The organism is Sphingopyxis sp. GC21 (assembly GCF_025727575.1).
GTDB lineage: Bacteria > Pseudomonadota > Alphaproteobacteria > Sphingomonadales > Sphingomonadaceae > Sphingopyxis > Sphingopyxis terrae_A.
Window position 1 is genome coordinate 791,546 of sequence record NZ_CP095845.1, and the last position, 26,365, is coordinate 817,910.

The 26,365-nt window shown below is 64.1% G+C and carries 26 protein-coding genes and 2 tRNA genes; 10 read left to right on the forward strand and 18 right to left on the reverse strand.

The features are described from left to right. Positions 1 to 39: 39 nt before the first annotated feature. Positions 40 to 969 (reverse strand): nucleotidyltransferase and HEPN domain-containing protein, encoded by a 930-nt coding sequence (locus tag MU856_RS03750; RefSeq protein WP_062902152.1) that lies wholly within the window; start codon positions 967 to 969, stop codon positions 40 to 42. A 407-nt stretch (positions 970 to 1,376) separates the two neighbouring features. Then, positions 1,377 to 1,467 (reverse strand) — tRNA-Ser (locus MU856_RS03755). Positions 1,468 to 1,544: 77 nt separating this feature from the next. On the opposite strand from MU856_RS03755, the gene MU856_RS03760 reads away from it, so the two are divergent. Then, positions 1,545 to 2,489, forward strand: coding sequence for a peptidylprolyl isomerase (locus MU856_RS03760; protein ID WP_062902153.1), 945 nt, complete (start codon positions 1,545 to 1,547; stop codon positions 2,487 to 2,489). Positions 2,490 to 2,495: 6 nt separating this feature from the next. Continuing rightward, positions 2,496 to 2,810: a DUF1905 domain-containing protein gene (locus MU856_RS03765; protein ID WP_058812060.1), complete on the forward strand. Its 315-nt coding sequence runs from the start codon at positions 2,496 to 2,498 to the stop codon at positions 2,808 to 2,810. Here MU856_RS03765 and MU856_RS03770 read toward each other — a convergent pair. Continuing rightward, positions 2,800 to 2,943, reverse strand: a complete 144-nt coding sequence (locus tag MU856_RS03770; protein ID WP_202988500.1) for a hypothetical protein — start codon at positions 2,941 to 2,943, stop codon at positions 2,800 to 2,802. The two genes, MU856_RS03765 and MU856_RS03770, sit on opposite strands and share 11 nt — an antisense overlap. A gap of 118 nt (positions 2,944 to 3,061) precedes the next feature. Here MU856_RS03770 and MU856_RS03775 point away from each other — a divergent pair. From MU856_RS03775 to MU856_RS03790, 4 genes are all read left to right on the forward strand, one after another. Then, positions 3,062 to 3,136, forward strand: a tRNA-Thr gene (locus MU856_RS03775). Positions 3,137 to 3,207: 71 nt separating this feature from the next. Continuing rightward, on the forward strand, positions 3,208 to 3,861 hold the full coding sequence (locus tag MU856_RS03780) for a YqiJ family protein (protein WP_263588398.1): 654 nt from the start codon (positions 3,208 to 3,210) through the stop codon (positions 3,859 to 3,861). 63 nt (positions 3,862 to 3,924) lie between these two features. Further along, positions 3,925 to 5,631, forward strand: a complete 1,707-nt coding sequence (locus tag MU856_RS03785; RefSeq protein WP_062902154.1) for a flotillin family protein — start codon at positions 3,925 to 3,927, stop codon at positions 5,629 to 5,631. A gap of 109 nt (positions 5,632 to 5,740) precedes the next feature. Beyond that, positions 5,741 to 6,823 (forward strand): AI-2E family transporter, encoded by a 1,083-nt coding sequence (locus MU856_RS03790; protein ID WP_263588399.1) that lies wholly within the window; start codon positions 5,741 to 5,743, stop codon positions 6,821 to 6,823. Positions 6,824 to 6,833: 10 nt separating this feature from the next. On the opposite strand, the gene MU856_RS03795 is transcribed toward MU856_RS03790, so the two are convergent. Beyond that, entirely contained in the window at positions 6,834 to 7,712 is an 879-nt protein-coding gene (locus tag MU856_RS03795) for a LysR substrate-binding domain-containing protein (protein WP_040590058.1), read from the reverse strand. Positions 7,713 to 7,855: 143 nt separating this feature from the next. Here MU856_RS03795 and MU856_RS03800 point away from each other — a divergent pair, with 143 nt between their 5' ends. Continuing rightward, the gene (locus MU856_RS03800) at positions 7,856 to 10,186 is read left to right on the forward strand and encodes a CDC48 family AAA ATPase (protein ID WP_412072814.1); all 2,331 of its coding nucleotides are present in this window, start codon (positions 7,856 to 7,858) and stop codon (positions 10,184 to 10,186) included. Positions 10,187 to 10,202: 16 nt separating this feature from the next. Here MU856_RS03800 and MU856_RS03805 read toward each other — a convergent pair whose 3' ends face one another. After that, a complete protein-coding gene (locus tag MU856_RS03805; RefSeq protein ID WP_263588951.1) occupies positions 10,203 to 11,492 on the reverse strand; it encodes an MFS transporter in 1,290 nt (429 codons plus the stop codon). Positions 11,493 to 11,696: 204 nt separating this feature from the next. On the opposite strand from MU856_RS03805, the gene MU856_RS03810 reads away from it, so the two are divergent. Then, the gene (locus tag MU856_RS03810; RefSeq protein WP_051066408.1) at positions 11,697 to 12,293 is read left to right on the forward strand and encodes a class I SAM-dependent methyltransferase; all 597 of its coding nucleotides are present in this window, start codon (positions 11,697 to 11,699) and stop codon (positions 12,291 to 12,293) included. 6 nt (positions 12,294 to 12,299) lie between these two features. Here the strand turns inward: MU856_RS03810 and MU856_RS03815 are convergent, their stop codons facing one another. Further along, a complete protein-coding gene (locus MU856_RS03815) occupies positions 12,300 to 13,490 on the reverse strand; it encodes a phospholipase D-like domain-containing protein (RefSeq protein ID WP_263588401.1) in 1,191 nt (396 codons plus the stop codon). 137 nt (positions 13,491 to 13,627) lie between these two features. Here MU856_RS03815 and rpoZ point away from each other — a divergent pair, with 137 nt between their 5' ends. Further along, the gene (rpoZ, locus tag MU856_RS03820) at positions 13,628 to 13,972 is read left to right on the forward strand and encodes a DNA-directed RNA polymerase subunit omega (protein ID WP_003044837.1); all 345 of its coding nucleotides are present in this window, start codon (positions 13,628 to 13,630) and stop codon (positions 13,970 to 13,972) included. A 79-nt stretch (positions 13,973 to 14,051) separates the two neighbouring features. Here the strand turns inward: rpoZ and MU856_RS03825 are convergent, their stop codons facing one another. The 7 genes from MU856_RS03825 to MU856_RS03855 all read right to left on the reverse strand — a co-directional run bounded on the left by MU856_RS03825 (position 14,052) and on the right by MU856_RS03855 (position 20,575). Then, complete coding sequence (locus tag MU856_RS03825) at positions 14,052 to 14,657, reverse strand: DUF3800 domain-containing protein (RefSeq protein WP_062902158.1); 606 nt, start codon at positions 14,655 to 14,657, stop codon at positions 14,052 to 14,054. 25 nt (positions 14,658 to 14,682) lie between these two features. Beyond that, complete coding sequence (locus tag MU856_RS03830) at positions 14,683 to 15,165, reverse strand: DUF11 domain-containing protein (RefSeq protein ID WP_062902159.1); 483 nt, start codon at positions 15,163 to 15,165, stop codon at positions 14,683 to 14,685. Between the two features lie 31 nt (positions 15,166 to 15,196). After that, a complete protein-coding gene (locus MU856_RS03835) occupies positions 15,197 to 15,589 on the reverse strand; it encodes a hypothetical protein (RefSeq protein ID WP_062902160.1) in 393 nt (130 codons plus the stop codon). Positions 15,590 to 15,638: 49 nt separating this feature from the next. Beyond that, positions 15,639 to 17,582, reverse strand: coding sequence for an ATP-dependent zinc metalloprotease FtsH (ftsH, locus tag MU856_RS03840; RefSeq protein ID WP_062766467.1), 1,944 nt, complete (start codon positions 17,580 to 17,582; stop codon positions 15,639 to 15,641). A gap of 102 nt (positions 17,583 to 17,684) precedes the next feature. Beyond that, the gene (gene tilS, locus MU856_RS03845) at positions 17,685 to 18,677 is read right to left on the reverse strand and encodes a tRNA lysidine(34) synthetase TilS (RefSeq protein ID WP_062902161.1); all 993 of its coding nucleotides are present in this window, start codon (positions 18,675 to 18,677) and stop codon (positions 17,685 to 17,687) included. After that, positions 18,631 to 19,545 (reverse strand): tetratricopeptide repeat protein, encoded by a 915-nt coding sequence (locus MU856_RS03850; RefSeq protein ID WP_051066407.1) that lies wholly within the window; start codon positions 19,543 to 19,545, stop codon positions 18,631 to 18,633. The genes tilS and MU856_RS03850 overlap by 47 nt, the downstream gene beginning before the upstream one ends. Before the next feature lie 157 nt (positions 19,546 to 19,702). Further along, positions 19,703 to 20,575, reverse strand: a complete 873-nt coding sequence (locus MU856_RS03855; RefSeq protein WP_062902162.1) for a helix-turn-helix domain-containing protein — start codon at positions 20,573 to 20,575, stop codon at positions 19,703 to 19,705. Positions 20,576 to 20,830: 255 nt separating this feature from the next. Here MU856_RS03855 and MU856_RS03860 point away from each other — a divergent pair, with 255 nt between their 5' ends. Further along, positions 20,831 to 21,004 carry a DUF1328 family protein gene (locus tag MU856_RS03860; RefSeq protein ID WP_003044814.1) on the forward strand — a complete coding sequence of 58 codons (174 nt, stop codon included), beginning with the start codon at positions 20,831 to 20,833 and terminating at the stop codon, positions 21,002 to 21,004. A 112-nt stretch (positions 21,005 to 21,116) separates the two neighbouring features. Here MU856_RS03860 and hslU read toward each other — a convergent pair whose 3' ends face one another. From hslU to wecB, 5 genes are read right to left on the reverse strand one after another with little or no spacing between them, the layout of a single operon-like run. Next, positions 21,117 to 22,418, reverse strand: a complete 1,302-nt coding sequence (hslU, locus tag MU856_RS03865; protein WP_003044812.1) for an ATP-dependent protease ATPase subunit HslU — start codon at positions 22,416 to 22,418, stop codon at positions 21,117 to 21,119. A 4-nt stretch (positions 22,419 to 22,422) separates the two neighbouring features. Further along, entirely contained in the window at positions 22,423 to 22,989 is a 567-nt protein-coding gene (gene hslV / locus MU856_RS03870; protein ID WP_058812084.1) for an ATP-dependent protease subunit HslV, read from the reverse strand. Between the two features lie 49 nt (positions 22,990 to 23,038). Beyond that, a complete protein-coding gene (locus MU856_RS03875; protein WP_062902163.1) occupies positions 23,039 to 23,845 on the reverse strand; it encodes a class I mannose-6-phosphate isomerase in 807 nt (268 codons plus the stop codon). A 48-nt stretch (positions 23,846 to 23,893) separates the two neighbouring features. Beyond that, entirely contained in the window at positions 23,894 to 25,189 is a 1,296-nt protein-coding gene (gene wecC, locus MU856_RS03880; protein WP_062903165.1) for a UDP-N-acetyl-D-mannosamine dehydrogenase, read from the reverse strand. After that, positions 25,179 to 26,249 carry a non-hydrolyzing UDP-N-acetylglucosamine 2-epimerase gene (gene wecB, locus MU856_RS03885; RefSeq protein WP_275261199.1) on the reverse strand — a complete coding sequence of 357 codons (1,071 nt, stop codon included), beginning with the start codon at positions 26,247 to 26,249 and terminating at the stop codon, positions 25,179 to 25,181. Before wecB ends, wecC begins: the two co-directional genes overlap by 11 nt. Between the last annotated feature and the right edge of the window lie 116 nt (positions 26,250 to 26,365).

Below are 26,365 nucleotides of genomic sequence, written 5' to 3' on the forward strand. Positions count from 1 at the left end.
TTAAGAGGGCGGTGCGCTGCCTCGAGAAGTGTTAGATAGTCAGGGGCGAACTGAGGCGTTGGCTTCGAGTTCGGCAATCCGCTCCGAGCAAACCGCGTGAACCGCGCGACCGAGTTCCTCGACGCAGCCGCCGAGCCATGTCAGCTCCTCTTCGGTGATGCGGTAATGCTTCGAGTAGCGCGCCTTCACATAGGCTTCCTTGAGCTTCTCGAAGCGTGAACGCTCGGCTTTCAGCTCGCGCGGCCAGGCATCGACCAAACGCATATCGATGCGCTCGGCCTGGGTACGCAGGAACCCGAGGTTGTGAACGTGCGGAGTGTAGAAGGTGCAGACCAGAAGGACGCAGTGGTAGAGACGCTCAGACGCCTGATGGAGATTGAACGCGGCGTAATTCTTCTGGCCGTCGCGTAAGCTGTAACCTGCCAACGTGCGAGCATAGAGAGCCGAGGGCATCCACTCGTCAAAATACTCCTGCGCCATTGCCAGCGCCTGCTGCGGCGTCTTGGGTTTCGGGGTGTGGAGCGGCTTGTCGTCGCTCTCGTAAAGCGCGATCCCGTCGCGCGCGACGTCCATGAAGAAATAGCGGCCGTGCGCGAGCCCGTCGTTCACCTCCTGCAGGGTGTGAACGATGAAGTTCACTGGCGTTTTGAGGGTCTGGTCGATCAAAATCTCACGGGCGAACCGGTCGTCGAGCTTCGACCAGACATCGACCTTGTCGATGAGCCGCTTGTCGCTGACGATGATGAGCAGGTCGAAGTCGGATCGATAGCCCTTGGCGGTGTGCGGTTCGTCGACCCAGCCCCCACGGGCATAGCTGCCATAGAGGATGATCTTGTCGATCCGCCCCTTCTTCTTCCAGCTCATCGTGCCGAGCGCCAATGCATCCTCGAACTCTTCGAAGATGATCGCCTTCACGCGCTCCAGCTCGCGCTGCTTATTGGCTGGAAGATGGTCGAGATCGGTTTTCATCGCTGGCGGCACCCTGTCGGTGCGGCGGCTGCTTGGCAAGGTCGAAGCGGCGCTAACGCCGACAGAATTGTCACCACCTGCGGTTCTTTCTATCGACGGCCTGCGCGATGACCCGCAGACTGAGGTTCATCGCTTGCGCGCGCGACCTCGGCAACATCGCTCGGGCGGTTGGTTTCTTCGTTCACCCGATCCTGGAAGGACAAGCGGATACGAAGCGCCCTTCAACCCGCAGCTAAGCTGGGACTTTGGGGACAGTTCGGGAGAGAGTGGGATTAGAACTTGGCGGTGCAGGTACCAGACCATCTGGGACCCGACTTGTTGCGGCATCCCAAATTGCCGTTATCTTGGCAGGAGCAGCTGAAGTTTTTGGCCGTAACGGCGCATAAAAACTAATTAAATCAAAGACTTGGCGGAGCGGGAGGGATTCGAACCCTCGATACGCTTTTGACGTATACTCACTTTCCAGGCGAGCGCCTTCGACCACTCGGCCACCGCTCCGCATATTGCACTGGAAGGCGCGCCCTAATCGCTTGGCGGGGCTTTCGCAAGTCGCATGGCCATGGCAGACAGGCGGCATGAAATATCTTCTGCTCGCCGCGGCTGCGGCATCGCTCGCCAGTCCCGTTCAAGCCCAGGAAGCGACTGAGGTGCCGTCGCCGGGCGAGATTGCGGCCGCGGCGCCCGCGAAGGACTGGGTTGCGATCCCGACGTCGGATCTGCTCGTGATGGACCTTGCGCCCGACGCCAAGGGCAAGGCGCGCCGCGTAGTCCTCCAGCTGATGCCCGCGCCGTTCAGTCAGGGTTGGATCGGCAATATCCGCAAGCTCGCCGCCGCTCACTGGTGGGACGGCACCAGCGTCAACCGAGTGCAGGATAATTATGTCGCGCAGTGGGGGGACGCGACCGAGAAGAAGCCTTTGCCCGAGGGTTTGGTAACGGTACCGGAGAGTGAATATTCGGTACTGCCCCACATCTTGGTGGCTCATGAAACCCGTAGTCCGGCCTTGCCGCCGTCCCCGCACCGATCGCGCGGCGATGCGTACGCAGAATTCACCGGTTTTGTCGCAGGCTGGCCTGTCGCCTATGATCATCAGAGCGAATGGCCCATTCATTGCTATGGGATGGTTGGCGTCGGCCGCAACATGTCGCCCGATACCGGTTCGGGCGCCGAGCTTTATGCCGTCATCGGCCACGCGCCGCGCCACCTCGACCGCAATATCGCGCTCGTCGGCCGCGTGATCAGCGGGATCGAGTATCTGTCGAGCCTGCCGCGTGGCACCGGGCCGCTCGGCTTTTACGAGGATGAAGCCGAGCGCGTCGGGATCCGCTCGATCAGGCTTGCCAGCGACCTGCCGGCGGCGGAGCAGCCGCGCTTCGAATATCTGTCGACCGACAGCGATGCCTTCACCGACTATGCCGACGCCCGCGCGAACCGCCGCGATCCCTTCTTCATCCGCCCTGCGGGCGGCGCTGATATCTGCAATATCCCCGTGCCGATCCGGCCCATCGCGGCGAAATAGGCGCGCGTGGAAGATTTCACCGTCACGACGCCGCTCTGGCGCTGGCAGTCGGCGACCGCGCCCGCAGCCTGGTTTTTCCTGACCATCGCGGGTGAGGCGGCAGACGGGATCCGCTTCGCAGCGATCGGCGGACAGTGGCTCGACGGCCGCAAGGGATTCGGGTCGGCAAAGGTCCGCGCGACCGTCGGTGATACCTGCTGGAATACGTCGGTCTTCCCGCACAAGGAAAGCGGCGGCTGGCTGCTGCCGGTCAAAGCGGCTGTGCGCAAGGCGGAGGGCTTGGCGGAAGGCGACGCGGTAACGGTGACGGTCAGTCTTTAAGTGCGTCGCCGGACTTTTCGTCGTGCGTCCGGGCTTCGCGCGTCTGCGCCTTGCGCTTGCGCAGGTTCGCGCGCAGCGCTTCCGCAAGGCGGCGTTCGCGCTCCAAATCGGCGGGGGAAGGCGTCTTGGACATTGCTGCGTCCATGCCCGCGAATTCGGCAAAAGGTCAAGCCTCGCACCTTGACAGGCGCGGGCCGCCCCGCCATAGGCCGCGCCTGCCCAGCGAGTGCGACGCCGCTCCGGGCCCGGATGCTGCTGTAGCTCAGTGGTAGAGCGCACCCTTGGTAAGGGTGAGGTCGAGAGTTCAATCCTCTCCAGCAGCACCATTCCCGATCTGACGAATGAGAATGGTTGTGATTGCCGGCATCCTTGCCGGACCGCCGGAGCGTGACTTGCAATGGCGGTTGCGACCCGCCAAGACGTTGCGATGGTCGATCAAATATTCGCGCCCGAAAACGCCGTATTCAGTGCAGCGCTCCTATTGATGCTTCTCGTCGGCGCCATGCAGGTAACTGGATTGGTCGGTGACCTCGATGCTGCGGACCTGGACGCCGACGGCGATGTGGGGCTGGCCGACGCCGTTCTGGCATGGGCGGGTATCGGCCGGGTGCCGCTATTGATGTGGCTGGTGATCTTTCTGGCGCTGTTCGGAGGTCTGGGGCTTGGGCTGCAGCAGTTGATGACGGCGCTAACCGGAGGCCCGGGTGACAATTTTCTCATGGTGCCGATTACGGCCGTCGCTGCCTTGCCGCCTACCGGAGTCGCGGCGCGCTTGGTCGGTCGGATATTTCCGTCCCTGGAAACCACAGCGATCGACCGCGACGAGCTTGTCGGCCTTTACGCTGAAATAAGCATCGGAACAGCCCGCGCGAGCAATCCCGCACGGGCACGCGTTGTCGATGCGCACGGGCAGGCGCATCAGATCATGGTCGAACCGGATACCGACGATCAGAAATTCGAGACGGGGGAAACCGTCCTGCTGGTAAAGCGCGACGGTGAAATATTTAAGGCCTATTCCCGGGGCGATTTTTATTTACCGCGGCTCGACTGATCGTAAAGTCCCGTGAGGGGCCTTCCGCTTTCGGAAAGCGAATCAACAGCAACGGGTGCTTGAATGATCGAAATTGCTATTTACGCGGGGATCGGCTTTGCCGTTCTACTGATCCTTGGATTGATCATTACGCGGCTCTATCGCCGTGCAACCAAGGAAATAGCCTTTGTCCGGACCGGGTTCCGAGGCGAGCGTGTTGTTATGAACGGCGGCGCTCTGGTTTTACCGGTGCTGCACGAAACCATGCCGGTCAACATGAACACCGTCCGGCTTGCCGTGGAGCGCAAGAATTCCGACGCGCTGATCACGCTCGATCGTTTGCGGATTGACGTGAAAGCGGAATTCTATGTCCGGGTCAGGCCCGACGCGGGGTCGATTGCGATGGCGGCGCAGACGTTGGGATTGCGCACGATGCAACCGGAAGCGCTGAAGGATCTTGTCGAAGGCAAGTTCGTCGATGCGCTGCGTTCGGTTGCGGCGGGCATGACGATGAATCAGCTGCACGAACAGCGCGCAGATTTTGTGCAGAAGGTGCAGCAGGTCAGCTCGAACGATCTTGCCATGAATGGCCTTGAACTGGAATCGGTGTCGCTGACTGGCCTCGATCAAACTTCGATCGAGCATTTCAATGCGAATAATGCCTTCGATGCCGAGGGCCTGACAAAGCTGACCGAGCAGATCGAAGCCCGGAAAAAGACGCGCAACGACATCGAGCAGGATACGCGCGTCCAGATGGAGAGTAAAAATCTGGAGGCTGAGCAGAAATCGCTCGAAATTCGCCGCGAAGAGGAATTCGCCAAGCTGGGGCAAGCGCGTGAAATTGAAATTCGCCGGGCCGAACAGGCGGCCGAAATCGCGCGCGAGCAAGCCCAGCGCAATCAGGAATCCGAAAATGCGAGGATTCAGGCGAAGCAGTTGATCGACGCCAAGCAGATCGAAGCGGATCGTGCCATCGAGGAGGCGCGGATTGCGCAGGAACAGGCTATCGAACTGGCGCGGCAGGAGCAGCAAATCCTGATCCAGAACAAGAGCCGCGAAGAAAGCCAGGCGCGGGCCGAAGCTGATGCCGCGCGTGCGCTCGCGGTGGCGGCGGAGGAACAGGTCGCGACGTCCCGTGAAACCGAGGTCGCGGAGCGTTCGAAGCGGATCGAACTGATTGAGGCGGCGAAAGAGGCCGAGCGTCAGGCCATTTCGGTAAAGGTGGAAGCTGAAGCCGAGAAGGAAGCCGCCGCGAACCGCGCGGCTGCATTGCGGCTGGAGGCCGAGGGTGAGGCCGAAGCCGAAAAGCTGCGTGCGGAGGCTGCACGCGTCCGCTTCGAGGTCGAGGCGGCGGGTCAGCGCGCAATCAACGAGGCGGCAAATATTCTCTCGTCGAACCAGATATCGCTTCAGACCAAAATGGCATTGCTCAAGGTGCTGCCCGAAGTGGTCCGCGAGGCCGCTAAGCCAATGGAGGCGATCGATTCGATCAAGATCGTACAGGTCGATGGTCTTACCCAATCGGGAGGTGCCCCGCTGGCCGGCGATGGGCCGACGGGCGGGAGCGGCAACCTGGCAAGCAATGCCGTCTCAGCAGCGCTCGCCTATCGGGCACAGGCACCGGTCATTGACGGTTTGATGAAGGAACTGGGCTTCGATGGCGGTTCGCTCGATGCACTGGTTAAGGGTGCAACCGAGCTTGAAGAGAATCCGGCGCCGTCGCCAGCGCGTTCGAACCGGAAGGGATCGCCTAGCCGCACTGCGGCGGGCGATGGAGGCGATGAAGGCTGACGGAGCGAAGACGCCCGCCGTCGGGCCTAATGGGGGTTGGACACATGCCGCTGTTCGGATCGGCGTATCGTCGCTAGGGAAGGGGAATTGCTGCTGGGAGTGACGGATCATGGCGAGTGAGGGTGAAGGGCGGGGCGCGGACGGGCGTTGGTCCTTTCTGGTCATCCTGATCGCCATCTCGGCTGCTTTTGCGCTCGTTCTGTGGCCATTTCTGACGGCCATCCTCTGGGCGGTGATCGCGGCGATTCTGTTCACGCCGGTCTATCGCCGCTTGCTCGCGCGCATGCCCCGCTGGCCGAACAGCGCCGCCTTGCTGACCCTGCTACTGATCGTTGGGATCGTCATCCTGCCGGCGGCGATCCTGAGCGTGGCGCTGGTCGGGGAGGCGACGACGGTCTATCTGCGCATCCAGTCGGGTGATATCGACATTGCGCGTATTTTCGCGACCTTGTTCGCCGGACTGCCGGGTTGGGCGACGACCCTGCTTGCCAATCTGGGAGTCAAGGATCTCGCCGACGCGCGCGACATCTTCGGATCGGGCGCGGCCGACGGCGTGCGCGCGGTGCTGGGGCAGGCGCTGCTGTTCGGCCAGAGCATATTCGGGTTGCTCGTGAAGTTGAGTGTCGTGCTCTATCTCTCCTTCTTCCTGCTGCGCGACGGCGATGCGTTGCAGCGCCGTGTTGCGGCCGCCGTGCCGCTGCGCGCCGACCAGCTTGGCCTCCTCGTCGACCGTTTCATCGTGGTGGTGCGCGCGACGATCAAGGGCAGCATCGTTGTCGCGATCATCCAAGGGATGATCGGCGGGACGGTGCTGTGGACGCTCGGGGTTGAGGCGCCGCTGCTCTGGGGCGTGCTGATGGGCGCGGCATCGTTGATTCCCGCGGTGGGAACCGGACTCGTCTGGGTACCGATGGCGCTCTATCTCTTTTTCAGCGGGGCAATCTGGCAGGGAGCGGTGCTCGTTTTTTGCGGCCTCTTCGTCATCGGCATGGTCGACAATCTGCTGCGCCCGATCCTGGTGGGGCGCGAGACGCGCATCCCCGATTATGTCGTGCTGATCACGACACTGGGCGGCCTGCAATTGTTCGGGTTTCACGGCATCGTCATCGGGCCGGTGATCGCGGCGATGTTCATCGCGGTTTGGGATATAGCTGCGCAGATGCGCGGCGAAGCCCTGTCGCCGCCGGCCTAGCGTCCTGACCCTAGATCTTCGCTTCGAGCAGCCAGTCGTGAAACAGCTTGACCGCGGGCTGGCGCAGCGCGCGGGGGCGGCAGACGAACCAGTAGCTGTAAGGGCTGTCGACGTCGAAATCGAACAGACGCACTAGCCGCGGATCCTGCGCGTCGTCGAAATGATGACCGTGCATGAAAGCGACGCCGATGCCTTGTGCTGCAGCCTCTAGCATCAGCGGTCCCGAATCGAAGAAATCGGTCCCCATCGGTTCGAGATACGGCATGCCGATCGCATTGCGCCATTCGTTGAAGGTTTCAGGCATTTCGCGGTGCAGCAGGATCGTCGCGCGCTGCAGCTGTTCGGGCACCGCGATCGGGCGCTCGCCATCGGTCAGCCCCCGTGCAGCAATCGGGAACACCTTGTCCTGATCGAGCCGGGCGGCATAAAGTGCGGGATCAATTGCGCGGGCAAGGGCTATCGCAGCGTCGATGCCTTCGCCGAGCCGCGCTTCACCGTGCGACAGCGTGTCGATGTCGATGTGCAGTTCGGGATGCGCGCGGCGCAGTTCGGGCAGGCGCGGGAACAGGCGCTGCTGCGCAAAGAGCGGAAGCACGTTGAGGTGCAGGCGGACCGACGCGTCGGGGCTGCCGACCTGGCCGATAACGCTGCGTAGTTCGTCGAGGATGGGCGACAACTGGTCCTGCAGGTCGCGCCCTGCCTCGGTCAGTCGCAGCCCATGATGATGGCGGTCGAACAAAGGTCGACCGACGGCATGCTCTAGCGTCTGGATACGGCGCGATAGGGCAGGCATCGAAAGGCCAAGCTCGCTCGCGGCGGCCTTCACCGTGCCATGACGGGCAACCTCCAGAAAGGCTTCCATACTGCTGAGGGGAGGAAGGCGTGGCATGATCTGTCTCGATGGCGATGATGACATGCGTGTCAATCCCGCGCCAGACTTTTGTGCAGTGCGGCATGATTGGTCGGCGGTCCGAGGGTCGCAAATCGGGAACTGCCGTCCTATCTCTGCCGTTCTGAACTCTTTGTGGGAGATTGGCGTTGGCCGACGCACCGGTAAAAGAAAAGCAGGTCAAGCTTCAGGTGGCGACTCTGCGCGCAGAAGAAAGCGGCGCGGGGATCGCCCGGATTCCGCGCACCGCATTGGTCGAACTCGGCGTGACCGAGGGCGATGTCATCCAGATCAGTGGCAAGCGCGACACCGCGGCGCGTGTGGTCGCACCGTACGCCGAGGATGAGGGGATCGAGGTGATCCGCCTCGATGGTCTGCAACGCGCCAATGCGGGCGCCGGCGCGGGCGATATGGTGCACCTGAGCCGGGTCGAGATGCGGCCCGCGACACGCGTCGTTTTCGCGCCTGCACAGGAAAATCTGCGGCTGCAGGGCTCGGCCAATGCGCTCAAGCGCAGTTTCTTCGGCCGTCCGCTGGTCGCCGGCGATACGGTCGCGACCGCCGGGCAACAGCGCGTTCCCGCAGGCGATATGCCGCCGCAACTGCGCCAGATGCTCAACGCGCCCGCTTATGCGCTCGCCGAGGTGCGCCTGCTTGTTGTCTCGGCGAACCCGAAGGGCGTCGTGTTCATCGACGAAAGCACCGAAGTCGAGCTGCTGCCCGAATATCAGGAACCGCAGGACGCGCGGCGCACCGACGTTACCTATGACGATCTGGGCGGGCTTGGTGACACGATCAATCAGCTGCGCGAGATGGTCGAGCTGCCGCTGCGCTATCCCGAACTTTTCCAGCGGCTCGGCGTCGATCCGCCGCGCGGCGTACTGCTCCACGGCCCGCCGGGAACCGGCAAGACGCGGCTTGCGCGCGCTGTTGCGAACGAAAGCGATGCGCAATTCTTCCTGATCAACGGGCCGGAGATCATGGGCAGCGCCTATGGCGAGTCCGAAAAGCGCCTGCGCGAGATTTTCGAGGCCGCGACCAAAGCCGCGCCGTCGATCGTCTTCATCGACGAGATCGACTCGATCGCGCCGAAGCGTGGCCAGGTAACCGGCGAGGCCGAAAAGCGCATCGTCGCGCAGCTTCTGACGCTGATGGACGGGCTCGAACCGCGCACCAATCTGGTGGTCATTGCGGCAACAAACCGCCCCGACGCGATTGACGAGGCGCTGCGTCGTCCTGGCCGCTTCGACCGCGAGATCGTGATCGGTGTGCCCGATGAGAGCGGGCGCCGCGAGATACTCGCGATCCATACCCGCGGCATGCCGCTGGGTGACGACGTCGATCTGGGCGAGCTTGCGCGCACGACCTTTGGTTTTGTCGGGGCGGACATGGCCGCGCTGACGCGCGAGGCGGCCATCGAGGCGGTGCGGCGGATCATGCCCAAGCTGAACCTTGAGGAAGGAACGATCCCGCCCGAAGTTCTCGCGGAATTGCGCGTGACGCGCGACGACTTTCTGAATGCGCTGAAGCGCGTCCAACCGTCGGCGATGCGCGAGGTGATGGTGCAGGCGCCGAAAACGCGCTGGAGCGACATCGGAGGGCTCGACGCGGCGCGCGACAAGATGATCGAGGGCATCGAACTGCCGCTCAAACATCCCGAAGCGTTCCGCCGGCTGGGTATCCGCGCCGCCAAGGGCTTTCTGCTCTACGGCCCGCCAGGCACGGGTAAGACCTTGCTGGCAAAGGCGGCGGCGCGCGAGTCGGATGCGAATTTCATTGCGATCAAATCGTCCGATCTGCTGTCGAAATGGTATGGCGAGAGTGAGCAACAGATTGCCCGGTTGTTTGCACGCGCCCGCGCCGTCGCGCCGACGATCATCTTCATCGACGAACTCGACAGCCTGGTGCCGGCGCGCGGCAGCGGAACGTCGGGTGAGCCGCAGGTGACCGAGCGCGTCGTCAACACGATCCTGGCCGAGATGGACGGAATCGAAGAGATGCAATCGGTGATCGTCATCGGCGCGACAAACCGCCCGAACCTGATCGATCCCGCGCTGCTCCGCCCGGGACGGCTCGACGAATTGATCTATGTCTCGGTTCCGAATGCCGAGGGACGGAGGCGCATTCTAGAGATCCATACCGCCAAAATGCCGCTCGCCGACGATGTGTCGCTCGACGCCCTCGCCGAGCGCAGCGACCGCTTTACGGGCGCCGATCTGGAGGATCTGGTGCGCCGGGCGGGGCTTGCCGCGCTCAAGCGATCGATCGCGAGCGATCTCGTCACCATGGCCGATTTCGAAGCTGCGCTGAAGGATACCCGAGCTTCGGTCACGGAGGCGATGGAGCGCGACTATGAAAAAATCCAGGGCGAGATCAAGCAGCAGGCGATGAGCATCGACCCGATCGGCTTTTTCGCGCCCGGCATGCTGAAACCCGTTCGCGAGCAGAAGCACGCCGATGATGCGAAGGGCTGACGCGAAGCGCTAATGCTCAGTTTGTGGGCTGGTCCTGTCGTAAGGCGGACCAGCCCCAGAGGACGAGCCATCCGCAAAAAGCGGCCATCAGTCCGTAGCTGATCATCGGGTGCCAATTGTAGAGCAGGACGCCGATGGCGGGCGAGATGATATAGGCCGATCCATTGATCGACGCCGTCATCCCGGCGACGCTGCCTTGGTCGCGGCGCGGGACCGAGAGCGAGGCGCCGGCGGTAAATCCGGGCCGGAACAGTCCGAAGCCGAGCGAGGCGAGGGCGAAACCGATGACGATCGCGTGCAAATCCTGCGCCAGCCCGGTCATGAGGATGCCGACGCCCCCAAAAGCGGCGCCGTACAGGACGGTGGTGCGCGGGGTCATCTTGAGCAGCGGGATCAGCCCCCATTGCGAGAGCAGCGTCGCAAAGGCGCCGGCCATCAGCACGATACCCGTAATCGCTGCGCCTTCGTCGGGCCTCAGACGCAGATGCAGCCGGTCGAGAATGAGAAAGCCGATGACGCCGAGCATCATCGCCTGCGCCTGACCGCCGAAAAATCCCGCGAGCAGCCATGGGCGCACGCGCCGGTCGCGCCAGCCGAGCGATTCCTGCTCGGCGGGGTCGAGTTCATTCTCATCCTCGGCGGTCGGTTCGCCCGGTCCTGCGGAGAGCGGATAGGAGGCGATCGCACCGCGTGCCGCGAAGCGCGGCATATCGTCGGGAAGCCGCCAGCGCAGCATCACAAGCACCGTGAGGCCGATCAGGGCAAAGACGAGCAACGGCCCTGCAAGGCCGAAGATCGGGAGGATGAAGAAGGGCGCAACCGCGGGGCCGATCACCGTGCCGAGCCCGAAGGAGGAGGAGACCAGCGACAACGCCTGCGTGCGCTCCTCGGGATCGGTGCGTGCGGCAACATAGGCCTGGACCGCGGGCGGCGCGGCCGATCCAAAGCCGCCATAAAGACTGCGGAACAGCGCGAAGAGAATGAAGGTCGCGCCGGCGGCGAGCCAGCCCTGGAGCCCGGCCCACAAGGTCACGCCGCACAGCGCCATCGACAGGAAAAAACCGATGATTCCGCGCGCCATCAGCACCTTGCGCCCGCGCTTGTCCGACTGGCGCGCCCAATAGGGAGCGGTAAGCACCCAGAGCAAGGCCGACCAGCTGAACGCCAGGCTGACCCAGACATCGGGGATGTGAAGCTTGGCGCCGATGGCGGGAAGGATCGACTGCATTGCGGTATTGCCCGCGGCGGCGACGAGCATGATGGCGAAGAGGACAGCCATGCGATCGGCCGGAATCGAGCGCGTCATATTGCTCAATTCGTCCTCCCCCTGTTTTCCAACCATTTACCGCAAGTGCCTGTTTCCCTACACGCCGCCGGGCGTCTGTCCAGTGTCAAGACAGACTCTTTTCTTGCGCCGCCGCCACGATTTTGCCACTCCACCAAGAACCGCAACAACGCGAAAGCCATCATGACCAATCCGCGGGCGCAGGCCCAAGAATCGAAAATCGCGATGTCCCGTCGGATCCGCGAGAGGCTGAAGCGATTTTTTGGCCCTTGGGGTATGTTCGTGAAGGGATTCATCAAGCATCCCGTCATGGTCGGGTCGATCGTGCCCTCGTCACCGACGCTGATCCGCCACATGCTGCGGCCCGTCGACTGGAAGAATACCAAGCTGTTCGTCGAATATGGCCCCGGCGTCGGCACCTTTTGCCGCCCGGTGCTCGAACGGCTGGCGGGCGATGCGATGCTGATCGCGATCGACACGAACGAGGATTTCATCGCCTATCTGCGCAAGGAGATCCGCGACAGCCGCTTCGTTGCGGTGCATGGCTCCGCGGCAGACGTTGAAGAAATCGTCAAGGCGCACGGTTTCGACAAGGCCGATTATGTGCTGTCGGGTCTGCCCTTTTCGACGCTCCCGGCAGGCGTCGGGCCGGCGATCGCGGCAGCGACGCACCGCGTGCTACGCCCGGGCGGGGCCTTCCTCGTCTATCAGTTCCGCGCCCGCGCCCGCGATTTTCTCGCGGCACATTTCAAGCGTATCGACAATGCCTTCGAATGGGTCAATGTCCCGCCCTGCTTTCTGTTCTGGGGCTGGAAAGACTGAGCGCTGTCAAAGCTCGGGATCGGGTTCGGCGAGCCCGAAATTCAGCCGCCGCGATACCGTATAATCGGCCACACCGACCACGAACCAGGCAAGCGTCCAGCGCAGCCGGGTCAGCCAGCCAGCGCGGGCCTTGTGCGTTTCGGCGGTGATCACGTCGCAATCCTCTTCGAGTCCTGCGACGAAACCGCGCATGCGCTGTGCAAAGTCCGCATCCGCGATCCGCACCATGATCTCGACATTCACGAACAGGCTGCGCACGTCGAAATTGGCCGATCCGATATAGACGATGTCGTCGATGACGATCAGCTTAATGTGCAATTTGCACGGCCGATATTCCCAAACCGCCCCGCCTTTGCGCAGAAGATAGCCGTAGAGAAGGCGCGAGGCGCCGATCGTTGCGGCATTGTCAGATTTGCTCGCCATGACGAAACGTGCGCGCCCGAAGCGCGCGACGCGCCCGAGCCGGCGCAACATCCCCTGCGTCGGCGAGAAATAGGCCATCGCCATGTCGAGTTGCCGCGCCCCCTCGAGATCGGCGCGCACGGCGCGCGCCCATGGTGAGAGGCGCTGCGTCGGTCCGCCGACAAGCCAGGTCACGGCGCCATTTTCGACCGGCCATTCGCGGATCAGCCGCCGGAGCATGAGAAGCTTTCCGTCATGATGGACGGCATAGTCGCGGATTTGCGCGAACCACTGGACGGCGCGCGCGACGCTCGGCCCGCGCAGGACCATCCCCAGATCGAACCAGCAGTCGGGGCGCGGTGCGCTCAGATAGTCGTCGGATATGTTGAAGCCGCCGGTGATCGCGATATCGCCGTCGATCAGGATCAGCTTTTGGTGGTTGCGGATCAGATAGCTCGATCGCCAGCGGCGGGAGAAATAGGTCACTTCGCCGCCTGCGTCGCGCAGCGGCACGAAGATGTTGTCGGACGTGTTCGACGATCCGAAACTGTCGATGACCGCGCGCACGCGGACGCCGCGCCGCGCCGCGCGGGCAAGGGCTTCTAGAACGTCGGTCCCTGCGCCGTCGCCCTCGAAGATATACATGACGAGATCGATGCTGCGGATAGCGCCATTGATCAGGGCGAGCAACCGGTCGAGCCGCGCGGCGCCGTCGAACAGCAGCTCGATCCGGTGCCCCGCCACATCGGCGCTCCAATGCAATCGCTCGCGGGCGGGGGCAGGGGGTTCGGTCATCGTGCCCCTGTCATAAGCAGGAGCCTCGAAGCGCCGCAAGCACCCCGGTTTTGTTGACATATCGGGTGCCGCCTGCTAGCGCGCAGCGCTTGCCGCCATGCCCATCGGGCTGGCCTCTCCTCATCTAAGGAAACAAGATGGCCCGCGTTACCGTCGAAGATTGCGTCGACAAAGTTCCCAACCGTTTCGATCTGGTGCTGCTTTCGGCGCATCGCGCCCGCGAAATTTCGGGCGGCTCGGAGCTGACCATCGATCGCGATCGCGACAAGAATCCGGTCGTCGCGCTGCGCGAGATCGCCGAACAGACGATTCGCCCCGTCGACCTCAAGGACGCGCTCACCGGATCGCTGCAGAAGGTTGTCGTCGACGATGACGATACGCCCGATGAAATCAGCTCGATCGCGCGCTCGGCCGAGGCGCTTCGCCTCACCGCCGCTGCGCCGCCGCGCAGCCCTGCGGGCGGCGGTGCCGATTTCGACTGAGGTCGACGAATGCATCACCGGAGGGGGCCGCGGGAAACCGCGGCCCTTCTTCGTTGGCGCGGCGTCTCGGTCGGGACGCTCAGGGAAGCTGCGCAAGCTCGGCGACACGGATCGCGCGCGAGGCGAGCATCGGTTCGATGATGATGCCGATGCGCCGTGCACGCGGTGACGCGACCTCGACATTATAGAGGCTGTTCGCGACGACATCGGCGATCTGCACGCCGTCCGAGCGGCGGCTGTCGGCGAGCGACGCGCGGCCCCAGCCGCCGAGCCCGGTCTGGATCGCCTCGCGGACATTTTCGAGAATTTTGGGATCGTAGCGGCCGTCGTCGATCACCACGTCGCTGCACACGCCGCCGGTTTCGGGAAGCCAGCTTCCGATCGCGAGATCAAGAAGCGCCGCGTAGAGCGCCAGATCGCTTGTCGGCTGGCCGTTGGCCGGCGGCTGGAGCCGCGCGCGTTTGGCGACGGCCACCCAGGCGCGTCCGCCGGCCCGGTCGAAAAGTTCGAGGAGATAGGCGCGCTCGGTCAGGCTGATACGGCTGCCCTTGAGTTCGCCGCGCAGGCCCGTCACGGCGCGAAAGCGCGCATGGATTTGCGCCGCGGCTTCGGGGGTAAGCATCACAGCGGCAAAGGTCATCGCACCGGCATTGAGGCCGCCCGATTCGTCGCAATAGATGGTCATGCCTGCGCCGCGCCCCGTACGTCGATCATTTGACGCGGCCGAAAAAGGCAACCGAGCGCGATCCGCCTGCCGGTACGGCGGTGCTCCAGAGCCAGCGGACGTGGGTCACGTCGGCATCGGTCGCCGCGCGCGGCGTTCCATCGGCGCCCGGGAGGGTGAGTCCCGCAAGATCGCCGAAGCTCTTGCCGCCGTCGACCGAGACACTGAAATCGGCGCGGTCGTTGGTGCCGTCGAAGGCCAGCCCCGCGGGGATCGGGTTGACGATGCGAACCCCCGTCGCCGGGCTGGGCCCGGGATTGGCGAACAGCAGCGTGACGCGCACGCGGTCGCCGGGAACGACCACGTCCGGGGCGACATAGGATTTGACGGGCTTGCCGCTGGCGACGCCGCTGATCTTCTCGAGTTCCACCGTAGAGGTCAGCGCACCCTTTTCCTGCGCGGCGACCATGGGCGCCGCGGCGCCAAGGCCCGCCGCGAGAATATATGCGATAAGCCTGCCGCGCATCATCTGGTCCTTCGAAAGGTGAAAATTGATCTGCTCAAGCAGGGCAGGGATAGCGTTTCCGCATCAGCCCGTCGAACGCCATGTTGATCGTCGTGCGGCTGCGGCTCTGCGGCGGATAGGTGCGAAGATGCGCGAGCCATTGCTCGGGGGTCAGCGTGCCGCTCTTGGGCGGGCAACTTGCCGATTTGCGCCCCGCTTTGCGGTCGGCCTCGATCCGCGCCTGATAGCGTTTGCCCGCCGCGATGACTTCGCTCTTGAGCCGGTCCGCCTCGGGCATGGCAAGCGCAAGCGGACCCAGCCGCTGCAGCGCTTCGGCGCGCTGGAGAAAGGCCGCTACGCTCATGTCGCCGGGCGACGCCGCGGTCAGAGCCAGCCAGGCGGCCAAGGCCGAAGCCATTTCGATGCGCTGCGTCCTGCCGTTCATCATGCCGCCGAAATCTCTCCCGCGCCCTGAATGCCGGCTGAATCGGCGATCGTCACGCGCCTTGTGGATGCGTGTCGCCAAAGGGGCGCGGTTTGCGCTTGATCTGCGGCAGGCCGCCAGCGTGCCCTTGAATGGGGGCGCCGGGCTTGTTCGCGTCGCTGTCGCGGCCAATGTCCTCGCCCTTGATCGCGCGGCGCGCCTCCTCGCCCGACAGCGTCTCATATTCGAGCAGCGCTCCTGCAAGCAGATGCAGCTCGTCGAGATGGTCGGTGAGCACCTTGCGCGCCGTCTTCTCGCCGTCCTCGACGAGGCGGCGGACTTCGGCGTCGATCAGCTTGGCGGTCTCCTCGGACATATTCTGCGCGCGCGAGACGCTGTGGCCGAGGAAAACCTCGTCCTGATTGTCGCGGTAGCGCAGCCAGCCGAGCTTGTCGGACATGCCATATTCCATGACCATCGAGCGCGCCATGTCGGTGGCCTGCTGGATGTCGTTCGACGCACCGGTATTAAGCTCGTCCTTGCCGTAGATGAGCTGTTCGGCGATGCGGCCGCCGAAGCAGAGCGCGAGGCGCGCCTTCATCTGCTTCATGCTCATCGAATAGCGGTCGCGTTCGGGAAGGTTCCACGTCACGCCCAGCGCGCGGCCGCGCGGGATGATCGTCACCTTGTGCAGCGGATCATTATGCTCGACATGGATCGACACGAGTGCGTGGCCCGCCTCGTGATAGGCGGTCGCCTTCTTTTCGTCCTCGGTCATCACCATCGAACGGCGTTCGGCGCCCATGAGCACCTTGTCCTTGGCTTCCTCGAACTCGCCCGACGCGATCAGGCGCTTGCCCTTGCGCGCCGCAAGCAGCGCGGCCTCGTTGGCGAGGTTGGCAAGGTCGGCGCCCGAAAAGCCGGGCGTGCCGCGCGCGATGCGGCGCAGGTCGACGTCGGGGGCGAGCGGCTTCTTGCGCGTATGGACCTCGAGGATCTTCTGGCGGCCTTCGATGTCGGGGCGCGGGACGACGACCTGGCGGTCGAACCGGCCCGGACGCAGCAGCGCGGGATCGAGAACGTCGGGACGGTTGGTCGCGGCGACGATGATAATGCCCTCGTTCGCTTCGAAGCCGTCCATTTCGACGAGCAGCTGGTTGAGCGTCTGTTCGCGCTCGTCATTGCCGTTGCCGAGGCCGGCACCGCGATGGCGGCCGACCGCGTCGATTTCGTCGATGAAGACAATGCACGGCGCGTTGCGTTTCGCCTGCTCGAACATGTCGCGGACCCGGCTGGCGCCCACGCCGACGAACATTTCGACGAAGTCTGAACCCGAGATGGTGAAGAAGGGGACGCCCGCCTCGCCCGCGATCGCGCGAGCGAGCAGCGTCTTGCCGGTCCCCGGCGAGCCGACGAGCAGTGCGCCCTTCGGAATCTGACCGCCAAGCTTTGAAAATTTGGTGGGGTCCTTCAGGAATTCGACGATTTCCTGCAACTCCTCGCGCGCCTCGTCGATGCCCGCGACATCGTCGAAGGTCACGCGGCCCTGCTTCTCGGTAAGCATCTTCGCGCGGCTCTTGCCGAAGCCCATCGCGCCCGACCCGTTATTTTTCTGAACCTGGCGGAAAACGAAGAAAGCGATGCCGAGGATCAACATGAAGGGCAGCGCCTGGATCAGCAGATAGACCCAGATATTGCCCTGATCGGTCGGCTTGCCGTCATATTTGACGCCATTGTCGTTGAGCAGCTTGAGCAGTTCGGGATCGCGGACGATATTGGCCGAAAAGCTTTCGCCGCTGTTCAGCTTGCCGGAAACGCGGTCGTCGGAGAGGACGACTTCCTTCACCGCGCCTTCCTGAACCTTTTGACGGAACTCCGAATAAGCCATCGGAGAACCCGTGCCCTGCGAGGCGCCGCCGAACATCGACGCGACGAGGAGCATGGCAAGCAGAATGCCGCTCCAGATCATCACGCTCTTCATCCAGGGGTTGCCCTGCGGTTCCTTGTCGTCCTGCATTCGGAGAATATCCCAATCAACGCCAGCATCGCGAGAAGCCGCGACCATAGGCTGCAAGATAGGAATATCCGGTTAAATGACAATGCGCCAAGCGCGATAAATTCAGCTTTTCCGCCGCGGCGCCGAGGAAATGCGCCAGATTGAGCCGTCGCGCTCGCCCGCGGCGTCGATCAACAGGCTGCCGACCATTGCGCGCCGGCCCTCGCGCATCGCCGCGATGACCGTGTCGAGGGTGACGCCCCGCAGCACGAGTCGCGGGTCGGCATGCGAAAGGCGGCGCATGACGATGCGGCGGAAAAGCTCGGGCGGATAGCCGAGATCGCGGATGACGGCCGTGTCGTCGACCTCGGGCCAGCTCGTGATCGCCTGGTCGACAGCCCAGTCGAGCGCCTCGTCGGCTTCGGCGAGCCAGCGCGCCGAGCGCGCGGCGGCTTCGGCGTCGATCGTGGACTGATAGCGCAGCGCATGGCGCAGCCGCGCCCGGTCGAAGCGCTCGTCACTGTTCGACGGGTCGTCGACGAACGGAATGTCCTGGTCGAGCGCGAGCCGCGTCAGGTCCATGTGCCGCCAGCCGAGCAGCGGGCGCAAAACCTGGCCGTTGCGGGCGCGGATCGAGGCAAGGCCGCCGACGCCGCTGCTGCGGTTGAGCCGCATGATCATCGTTTCGAGCTGATCGTCAGCATGGTGCGCGGTGACGATGAAGTCGATTCCCTGTTCGCGGCGCCAGCCGTCGAGCAGATCATAGCGCGCCGAGCGCGCGGCGGCCTGCAGCGAGCCCGCAATTGGACTATCCGGCGTCAGCGTCGCGTGGGGAATATGTTCACGCGCGCAGAAGGCCGCGACCATGCGCGCCTCTTCGGCCGAACCGCTGCGCAATCCGTGATCGACCGTCGCCGCCCGGACCTGCCCGGGCAGCAGCGAAGCCATCAGCCAGAGCAGCGCCATGCTGTCCGGGCCACCCGATACGGCGACGCCATAGTCACGGCGATGCCAGTCGGCGCCGACGAGCGCGGCGAGTTCGCCGCCGAGCCGCTCGACGGCGTCGCTGTCAACAGCCTGCTTTTGCTTTTGCGGCGGCAGCATCGTCGCGGACATCCTTCGGTGCCTTGTCGCCATAGACCTCATCCAGTTCGCGGAAGGCCTTGCAGGCGTCGGCTTTGCGCCCGAGCTTGTCGAGCGCTACTCCCATATACATCAGGCTGTGCGGCGCGCGGGGCCCGCTCGGCCGATCCTTGTAATTATTATAGAAAGCGACGGCGGCAAGGCTGGGCTTGCCTTCATCGAGATAGGCGCGCCCGAGCAGGTTCTGCGCATAGCTTGCCTGGTTGCTCTTCGGCCATTTTGCCACGACCTGTTTGAGCTGCGCCTGCGCCTCGGGATAGAGTTTGGCATCCCACAGGCGGAAGCCGTAGGTATAGGCATCTTCGGCTTCGTTGCCGGTCGCCGGAATTTCGACCTTCTTGACGAGCGCGAGCCGGTTGGCGTCGGGTTTGCTCGCGGCGGGCGTCGTCGTCGAGGGCTTTTTGGTGGTCGTGGTCGTCGACGCCTGCGTCACCGTGGCAGGCTTGGTCGCCCCCGAACCCGATGCAAGCGGCAGACTTGCCGGGGTTTCACCGCCAATGGCGGGGGCGGCAAGGCGTTTTTCCATTTCGGCCTTATAGGCGGCGAACTGCTTTTCGAGTTCGCGTAGCTGATAGCTGTTCTGCTCGGTCTGGCCGGTGAGGGTCTGAAGCTGGGCTTCGAGCGCATCGACGCGCGCGGTGAGGTCGATGACCGGGGCATTGCCCTTCGCGCGCTCGCCGGGCGTGTTGTCGGGTGCGATCTCGCCCTCGAAGAAGGCGGGGCTGCCGCCGGGGAAAACCGAGCGCTGGACCGCCCGCATTTCCTTTTCCAACCGCTCGACGCGCTTGTCGATCCCGGCGTCCTGCGCCTGTGCAACAGGCGCCGCTGTCAGCGCGATCATTGCCGCGCCGATCAAAGACCCTTGTAACTTCCTCATCTGCCGTGCGGCCCCCACCAGTTAACTATCTTGTCTCTATGCTCTCATAACGCCGCAAACGGCGGATACGCAAACCCATTTCGGCGCGCGGCCGCGTCGATCCGTCGGGAACGGAGACGAATCAGGGGCGCGCGGAGGCGCCTTTCGCCTTGGGCAGCGGCACCGTCGCGGTACTGCCGCTTCCTTCGGCGCGCGCCACGAGGTCGGCGGGTTTGAGCGAGATTCCCTTGACGAGCGTATCGGCGGGGCCGGTCGCGCCGACGTCGCGGCCGCCGACGGTGATCTTGAGCGCCTGCGGGCGGCTCGTGCGCAGCGTGAACTGCTCGATATAGGCTGCGGGAACCTCATAGGTTTCGCCGGCGTCGAGCGTCCGCCAATTCTCGGTCTTGCCGGTCGCATCGTCGAACCCGATCCACACTTCGGAAAGGCCGGTAAGCACGACGGGGGCGTTTGCCGGCACTGCCGCGTTCGGCGCGCCCGCCTTGGGGGTGCCTGCCGCCGGGGTGGCGGCAGCAGGGGCTTCTGACGCGTCGGCGTCGGCATTTTGTGCCGCGATCAGCGCCTCATCGGGTTCTACCGACAGGAAGCGCCACACGCCATAGGCCGAGACCAGCAAGAGCGCGACGATGACGAGCGTCCAGGTCAACCGTGCGGTCGGCAGGCGGGCGGGGTCGGTCGGCTCATAAGCTTCGTAGAGCGGCCGCGCGCCATATTCATCCTCGTCGAGTTCGCGGCGAAGCTCGGCGGCGATTTCGGCTTCGGGCAGATCGAGCGCGCGGGCATAGGCGCGGGCGAAGCCGGTGACATAAGTTCGGCCCGGAAGTTCCGAGAATTCCGAGTTTTCTATGGCCTGAAGATGCCGCTGGGTCACACGCGTACGCGTCGCGATGTCGGCGAGCGAAAGCCCCGCCGCCTCGCGCGCTAGGCGAAGCCGGTCGCCGGTGCGCGTGATCGCCAACTCGCCCTGCTGCGGGGCGACGTCCTCATCTGCCATTGCTGTCTCCGTGCCGGTCGCTTGCAACCCGTTTCGACCGTGTCGCCTCGTTCTCGCATTGTGGACGCGCGAAAGTCAAATGAAGTTCCGCAAACAACAGGCCGAAAGGAAGCGGATTCCGGACTGCCGGAAAAGCCGACTTGCCGAGACGAGGGCAGGGCAGGGAACATTCGCCGCCGCTCATCCGTTCCATTCTCAGTTCCCGCGAAACAAAGCGCGCGAATCCGGATGATTAGGTGTCGAAAGGAATTCATCATGTTCAAATGGGCGTTGATCTTCGCCGTGATCGCATTGCTCGCGGCCGTTCTCGGCTTTTCCGGCGTGGCCGGCGCGGCGGCCGGGATTGCCAAAATCCTCTTCTTCGTCGGCTTGGCCCTGGTTGTTCTCTTCCTCGTCCTCGGTTCGGCCGCGGCGAAGAAGATCAGCTGACAGGTCGCGACATAAGCGACGAAAAAAAGCGGGCGGCTTCAAGTCGCCCGCATTTTTTGTGCGCAATCGGGGGGGCGGCTCCTGCCGCCATCCGGCGATGGGGCGCTAGCTGTCAGAGCACATATTTGCTGAGATCTGTGTCCCCCACGACATCGGCGAGTTGCTTGTCGACATAGGCGGCGTCGATTTCGAGCGTCGTGCCGGGCATATCCTCGGCAGTGAAGCTCACTTCCTCGACAAGCCGCTCCATGATCGTCTGGAGCCGGCGGGCCCCGATATTCTCGACCTTTTCGTTCACCTCTGCCGCGAGCCGGGCGACGCGTGCGATCGCATCGGCGGTGAAGCTGAGCGTGACCCCTTCGGTCCCGAGCAGCGCGGCATATTGCTCGGGCAGGCCCGCCTTGGTTTCGCTGAGGATGCGAACGAAATCCTCCTCGCTTAGCGCCCCCAGTTCGACGCGGATCGGCAGGCGACCCTGCAATTCGGGGAGCAGGTCGCTGGGCTTGGCGACGTGGAACGCGCCGCTGGCGATGAAGAGGATATGATCGGTCTTCATCGGCCCATATTTGGTTGCGACGGTCGTCCCTTCGATGAGCGGCAGCAGGTCGCGCTGGACGCCCTCGCGGCTGATCGAGCCGCCGCGCACGTCGCTGACCGCGATCTTGTCGATCTCGTCGAGGAACACGATGCCATTGGCTTCGGCATCGGCGAGCGCGACGCGCGCGACATCGTCCTGATCGAGCCGCTTGTCCTGCTCTTCCTCGATCAGCCGCGTCGCAGCGTCTATGACCTTCATCTTGCGGCGCTTCTTGGGCAGGCCGCCCATCGCCTTGCCGAGCATGTCGGAGAGGTTGATCATGCTCATCTGGCCGGGCTGTCCGGGCAGATCGAACGGCATGCCGGGGGCGTCGGAGACCTCGATTTCGACCTCGCTATCGTCGAGATGACCTTCGCGGATACGCTGGCGGAAGCTCTGGCGTGTAGCTTCGCTGGCGCCCTTGCCCGTCAGGGCGTCGAGCAGCCGCTCCATCGCAGCTTCTTCGGCGGCCGCGCGCACCGCGCCGCGGCGGCGATCTTTCTCGAGGCGCACCGCTTCCTCAACCAGGTCGCGGGCGATCTGCTCGACGTCGCGGCCGACATAGCCGACTTCGGTGAACTTGGTCGCCTCGACCTTGATAAAGGGGGCGTCGGCAAGCTTGGCCAGGCGGCGCGAAATCTCGGTCTTGCCGCAGCCGGTGGGGCCGATCATCAGGATATTCTTGGGGCTGACCTCATCGCGTAAGTCGGGCGCGAGCTGCTGGCGGCGCCAGCGATTGCGGAGCGCAACGGCGACCGCGCGCTTGGCGTCCTTCTGGCCGATGATGTGCGTGTCGAGTGCGGCGACGATCGCCTTCGGAGTCAAATCCTTGTTCATGATATTATGCCTGAATTTCGATGGTTTCGAGCGTGGTCTGGTCGTTGGTGTAGACGCAGATATCGGCGGCGACCTGCATCGCCTTTTTCGCCAGCACCTCGGGGTCCTTTTCATAATCGGCGAGTGCGCGCGCCGCCGACAGCGCGAAATTGCCGCCCGAGCCGATCGCGGCGATGCCGCCGAGCGGTTCGAGGACGTCGCCGTTGCCGGTGATGACGAGCGTTACTTCCTTGTCGGCGACGATCATCATCGCTTCCAGATTGCGCAGATATTTGTCGGTGCGCCAGTCCTTGGCGAGTTCGACGGCCGCGCGCAGCAACTGTCCATTATGGCGTTCGAGCTTGGCTTCGAGCCGCTCGAACAGGGTGAAGGCGTCGGCGGTCGCACCCGCGAAGCCGCCGATTACGCTGCCGTCGTGAAGGCGGCGGACCTTGCGGGCGTTGGGCTTCATCACCGTCTGCCCCATCGACACCTGACCGTCGCCGATTACGACGACCTTGTCTGCGTTGCGGGCGGAGAGGATGGTGGTTCCGTGCCAGGGCGCGTCACGGTGCGCGGTCGATTGGGTCATGCGGCGCGATATGGGTAAAGCGGCGCCGAGCCGCAAGGGGAGGTGCCGATCAGGCGGCCCAGCAGAGCAGCGCGCGGGCGCCCGGCGCCATTTCAAGCGAAGATAAGTCTTCGAGCAGGCCGACTGCGCCGAACGGCAAAGGGTCGTCTCCGATGCTGCAGCCGTCGGCCAGCGGAACGAGTGTCAGGCTTTGCCCGGTCGGTCCGACAAGGTCGCGATCGAAAGGCGCCGCCAGATGCAGGAGATGGAAGTGGGGCCCATCTACAAGGCGCTTGTTCGCCGCCGGGTCGATCGCGCAATGCGGCGCGCCGTGCGACGGCGCACCGTCGACAACCGCCAGCCCGTCATCAAGGTGCAAATCGCGCGGCCGGCCATAGTCGAAGAGGCGGTAGGTGCAGTCCGCATTCTGCTGCACCTCCACCAAGGTCAGCCCGCCGCCGATCGCGTGGATCGTGCCCGCCGCATTATAGAAGAATTCGCCCGCCTGCGCCGGCCGCCAATCGACCATGTCGACGATCGATCCATCCTGCGCCGCGGCGCGAAGTGCGGCCACGTCGGCGGGGGCTTTCAAGCCGAGGCCAAGTTCGGCCTCCGGTTCGGCGTCCAGGATCAGCCAGCATTCGTCCTTGCCGCGCGCATGTCCGGCGGCGCGTGCGCGGACATCGTCGGGGTGAACCTGAATCGACAGCCGCTCGGAGGTGAACAGGAATTTGATCATCAGTGGCGCGGCATCGCCGTCGGGATGCGCGAACCATATCTCGCCGATGCGCCTTTCGCCGAAGTCGCCGAATGCCGCGGGAATGTCGGTCCGTCCCCACGGCTTTTCGACGATATGCGGGGGAAGGCGGGTCAACATCGCAATGTCATGTGTCGCGTGCGCGAGGACGTCAAGCGACCGCGCGCATCAAGCGGCGCGATTGAGCCGGTTGGGGGTGCTCCCGCCGGGCTGGTCGAGCCAGAGACCGCGCGTGTCATAGACAATCTTGTCCGATCGTTCTTCGAGCGGGATCGATTTGAACAGGTCGTGATCGACGAGCACGATCAGCAGGTCGCACTTCGCGAGTGCGGTATCGAGGTCGATGAGTTCGGATCCGGTACCGGCGAATTCGGCCGGTAGGCCGCGCGCATAGGGCTCGACGATGTCGACCTGCTTGCCGAAGCGGCGAGCGAGGGCGACCGCCACCTCGACCGCGGGACTTTCGCGGAAATCATCGATGTTCGGTTTGAAGGCGAGGCCGAGGCAGGCGACGCGCGCCTGCGGGTGCTGCGACACCAGCATTTCGGCGGCGCCGATGACATGCGCGGTCTTCGCGAGATTGACTTCGCGCGCGGTACGGATCAGGCGGCTGTGATCGGGCGCCCCATGAACGAGGAACCAGGGATCGACGGCAATGCAATGGCCGCCGACGCCGGGGCCGGGCTGAAGGATGTTGACGCGCGGGTGGCGGTTGGCGAGGCGGATCACCTCCCAGACATCGACGCCCATTTCCTCGGCCATCATCGACAATTCATTGGCGAAGGCGATGTTGACATCGCGGTAGCTGTTTTCGACGAGCTTGACCATTTCGGCGGCGCGCGCCGAGGTCGTGATGCAGGCACCGCGCACGAACTGGCGGTAGAAAGTCATCGCACGGCGCGCACAGCGCGGCGTGATACCGCCAATACAGCGGTCATTATCGACCAGCTCGACCAGAATGCGGCCCGGGAGGACACGTTCCGGACAATAGGCGATGAAGATCTCGGCGGCACCGGCGCACGCGCCTGGCACCTTAAGGTCGGGTCGCAATTCGGCGATCAGCGCGGCGACCATTTCGGTCGTGCCGACGGGCGATGTCGATTCGAGGATGACAAGATTGCCGGCTTGCAATTTGGGCGCAATCGCGCGGGCTGCCGCCAGCACATAGCTGATGTCGGGGCGATGATCGGCGTCGTGCGGCGTCGGCACGGCGATCACGAAGCTGTCGGCGGGCGCGACTTCGGTCGAAGCGGTGAGCGCGCCGCGCGCGACGACGCCCTGGACGAGCCCGTCGAGATCGACCTCCTCAATATGCACCTTGCCGCTGTTGACCGTTTCGACGACCTTCTCGCTGACATCGACGCCGGTGACGCGGCAACCCGACCGCGCGATCAGCGCCGCGGTTGGCAGCCCGATATAGCCGAGGCCGAGGACGGTAACTTGCTGGTCGGTATCAATGGGCACGCGCGACAATCTCCGCAATTCGCTGGGCGGCGAGGCCGTCGCCGAACGGATTGTGCGCGCGGGCCATCGCCGAATAGGCTTCGCTATCGTCCAAAAGGCTGAAAATTTCGGTAACGATACGGTCCTTGTCGGTGCCGACGAGCTTTGCCGTGCCTGCCGTAATGCCTTCGGGTCGCTCGGTCGTCTCGCGCATGACGAGCACTGGTTTGCCGAGAGAAGGCGCTTCCTCTTGCACGCCGCCGCTGTCGGTCAGCACGAGATCGGCTTCGGCGAGCAGGCGCACGAAATGCGGATAATCGAGCGGGTCGATCAGCGCGACGTTGGAAAGCGCGGCGAGCAGCGGCTCCATCGCGCTGCGGACCTGCGGGTTCGGGTGGACGGGAAAGATCACCGCGACGTCGGGGCGCGCGGCGATGGCTGCGATCGCCTCGGCGATCGCGCGCATCCCCTCGCCGAAATTCTCGCGCCGATGCGAGGTGACGGCGATGATCCGCTTCCTCGCATATCGTTTTACCAGCGGATCGAGGCCAGCTGCGAGCGACGGGTCTTCGTTGATGCGCGCGTTCGTTGCGAGCAGGGCATCGATGACGGTGTTGCCGGTGATGTGAATCCGCTCGTCCGGCACATTCTCCGAACGCAGCGCAGCGGCGGCGGTCTCGGTCGGGGCGAAATGCAGGTCGGCGACCGAGCCTGTGACCTTGCGATTTACCTCCTCGGGCCAGGGATGATAGATATCTCCGCTGCGCAGCCCCGCCTCGACATGGCCGACAGGTATCTTGCGGAAATAGGCGGCGAGCGTTGCTGCCATTGTTGTCAATGTATCGCCATGAACGAGAATGCGGTCCGGCCTTTCTGTGTCGAAAGTCTCGCCGAGTCCGGTGACCAGTCTCGCGAGAAGGGCATCGAGCGACTGGCTCGGGGTCATGATGTCGAGATCGACGTCGGGAATGATTCGGGCTATTGCAAGAACCTGGTCGAGCATCTCGCGGTGCTGGGCGGTCACGCAGACACGAACGTCGATGCCGTTGGTGCGCTGAAGCGCGTGAATCACGGGAAACATCTTGATAGCTTCGGGTCGTGTGCCGAACACGACAACGATTTTTCGCGCCGCTGAATGCTGTGATGAACGCAATTCCGGACTCATAAGGCAAAGGCTTTCTCGGCGATTCCTTCGCC

Excerpts from the sequence above, each read along its gene's own strand:
- MU856_RS03750 (WP_062902152.1), bottom strand. The coding sequence starts at position 969 with ATGAAAACCGATCTCGACCATCTTCCAGCCAATAAGCAGCGCGAGCTG.
- MU856_RS03760 (WP_062902153.1), top strand. The coding sequence starts at position 1,545 with ATGAAATATCTTCTGCTCGCCGCGGCTGCGGCATCGCTCGCCAGTCCC.
- MU856_RS03770 (WP_202988500.1), bottom strand. The coding sequence starts at position 2,943 with ATGTCCAAGACGCCTTCCCCCGCCGATTTGGAGCGCGAACGCCGCCTT.
- MU856_RS03780 (WP_263588398.1), top strand. The coding sequence starts at position 3,208 with ATGGCGGTTGCGACCCGCCAAGACGTTGCGATGGTCGATCAAATATTC.
- MU856_RS03785 (WP_062902154.1), top strand. The coding sequence starts at position 3,925 with ATGATCGAAATTGCTATTTACGCGGGGATCGGCTTTGCCGTTCTACTG.
- MU856_RS03790 (WP_263588399.1), top strand. The coding sequence starts at position 5,741 with ATGGCGAGTGAGGGTGAAGGGCGGGGCGCGGACGGGCGTTGGTCCTTT.
- MU856_RS03795 (WP_040590058.1), bottom strand. The coding sequence starts at position 7,712 with ATGCCACGCCTTCCTCCCCTCAGCAGTATGGAAGCCTTTCTGGAGGTT.
- MU856_RS03805 (WP_263588951.1), bottom strand. The coding sequence starts at position 11,492 with ATGACGCGCTCGATTCCGGCCGATCGCATGGCTGTCCTCTTCGCCATC.
- MU856_RS03810 (WP_051066408.1), top strand. The coding sequence starts at position 11,697 with ATGTCCCGTCGGATCCGCGAGAGGCTGAAGCGATTTTTTGGCCCTTGG.
- MU856_RS03815 (WP_263588401.1), bottom strand. The coding sequence starts at position 13,490 with ATGACCGAACCCCCTGCCCCCGCCCGCGAGCGATTGCATTGGAGCGCC.
- rpoZ (WP_003044837.1), top strand. The coding sequence starts at position 13,628 with ATGGCCCGCGTTACCGTCGAAGATTGCGTCGACAAAGTTCCCAACCGT.
- MU856_RS03825 (WP_062902158.1), bottom strand. The coding sequence starts at position 14,657 with ATGACCATCTATTGCGACGAATCGGGCGGCCTCAATGCCGGTGCGATG.
- MU856_RS03830 (WP_062902159.1), bottom strand. The coding sequence starts at position 15,165 with ATGATGCGCGGCAGGCTTATCGCATATATTCTCGCGGCGGGCCTTGGC.
- MU856_RS03835 (WP_062902160.1), bottom strand. The coding sequence starts at position 15,589 with ATGATGAACGGCAGGACGCAGCGCATCGAAATGGCTTCGGCCTTGGCC.
- ftsH (WP_062766467.1), bottom strand. The coding sequence starts at position 17,582 with ATGCAGGACGACAAGGAACCGCAGGGCAACCCCTGGATGAAGAGCGTG.
- tilS (WP_062902161.1), bottom strand. The coding sequence starts at position 18,677 with ATGTCCGCGACGATGCTGCCGCCGCAAAAGCAAAAGCAGGCTGTTGAC.
- MU856_RS03850 (WP_051066407.1), bottom strand. The coding sequence starts at position 19,545 with ATGATCGCGCTGACAGCGGCGCCTGTTGCACAGGCGCAGGACGCCGGG.
- MU856_RS03855 (WP_062902162.1), bottom strand. The coding sequence starts at position 20,575 with ATGGCAGATGAGGACGTCGCCCCGCAGCAGGGCGAGTTGGCGATCACG.
- MU856_RS03860 (WP_003044814.1), top strand. The coding sequence starts at position 20,831 with ATGTTCAAATGGGCGTTGATCTTCGCCGTGATCGCATTGCTCGCGGCC.
- hslU (WP_003044812.1), bottom strand. The coding sequence starts at position 22,418 with ATGAACAAGGATTTGACTCCGAAGGCGATCGTCGCCGCACTCGACACG.
- hslV (WP_058812084.1), bottom strand. The coding sequence starts at position 22,989 with ATGACCCAATCGACCGCGCACCGTGACGCGCCCTGGCACGGAACCACC.
- MU856_RS03875 (WP_062902163.1), bottom strand. The coding sequence starts at position 23,845 with ATGTTGACCCGCCTTCCCCCGCATATCGTCGAAAAGCCGTGGGGACGG.
- wecB (WP_275261199.1), bottom strand. The coding sequence starts at position 26,249 with ATGTTTCCCGTGATTCACGCGCTTCAGCGCACCAACGGCATCGACGTT.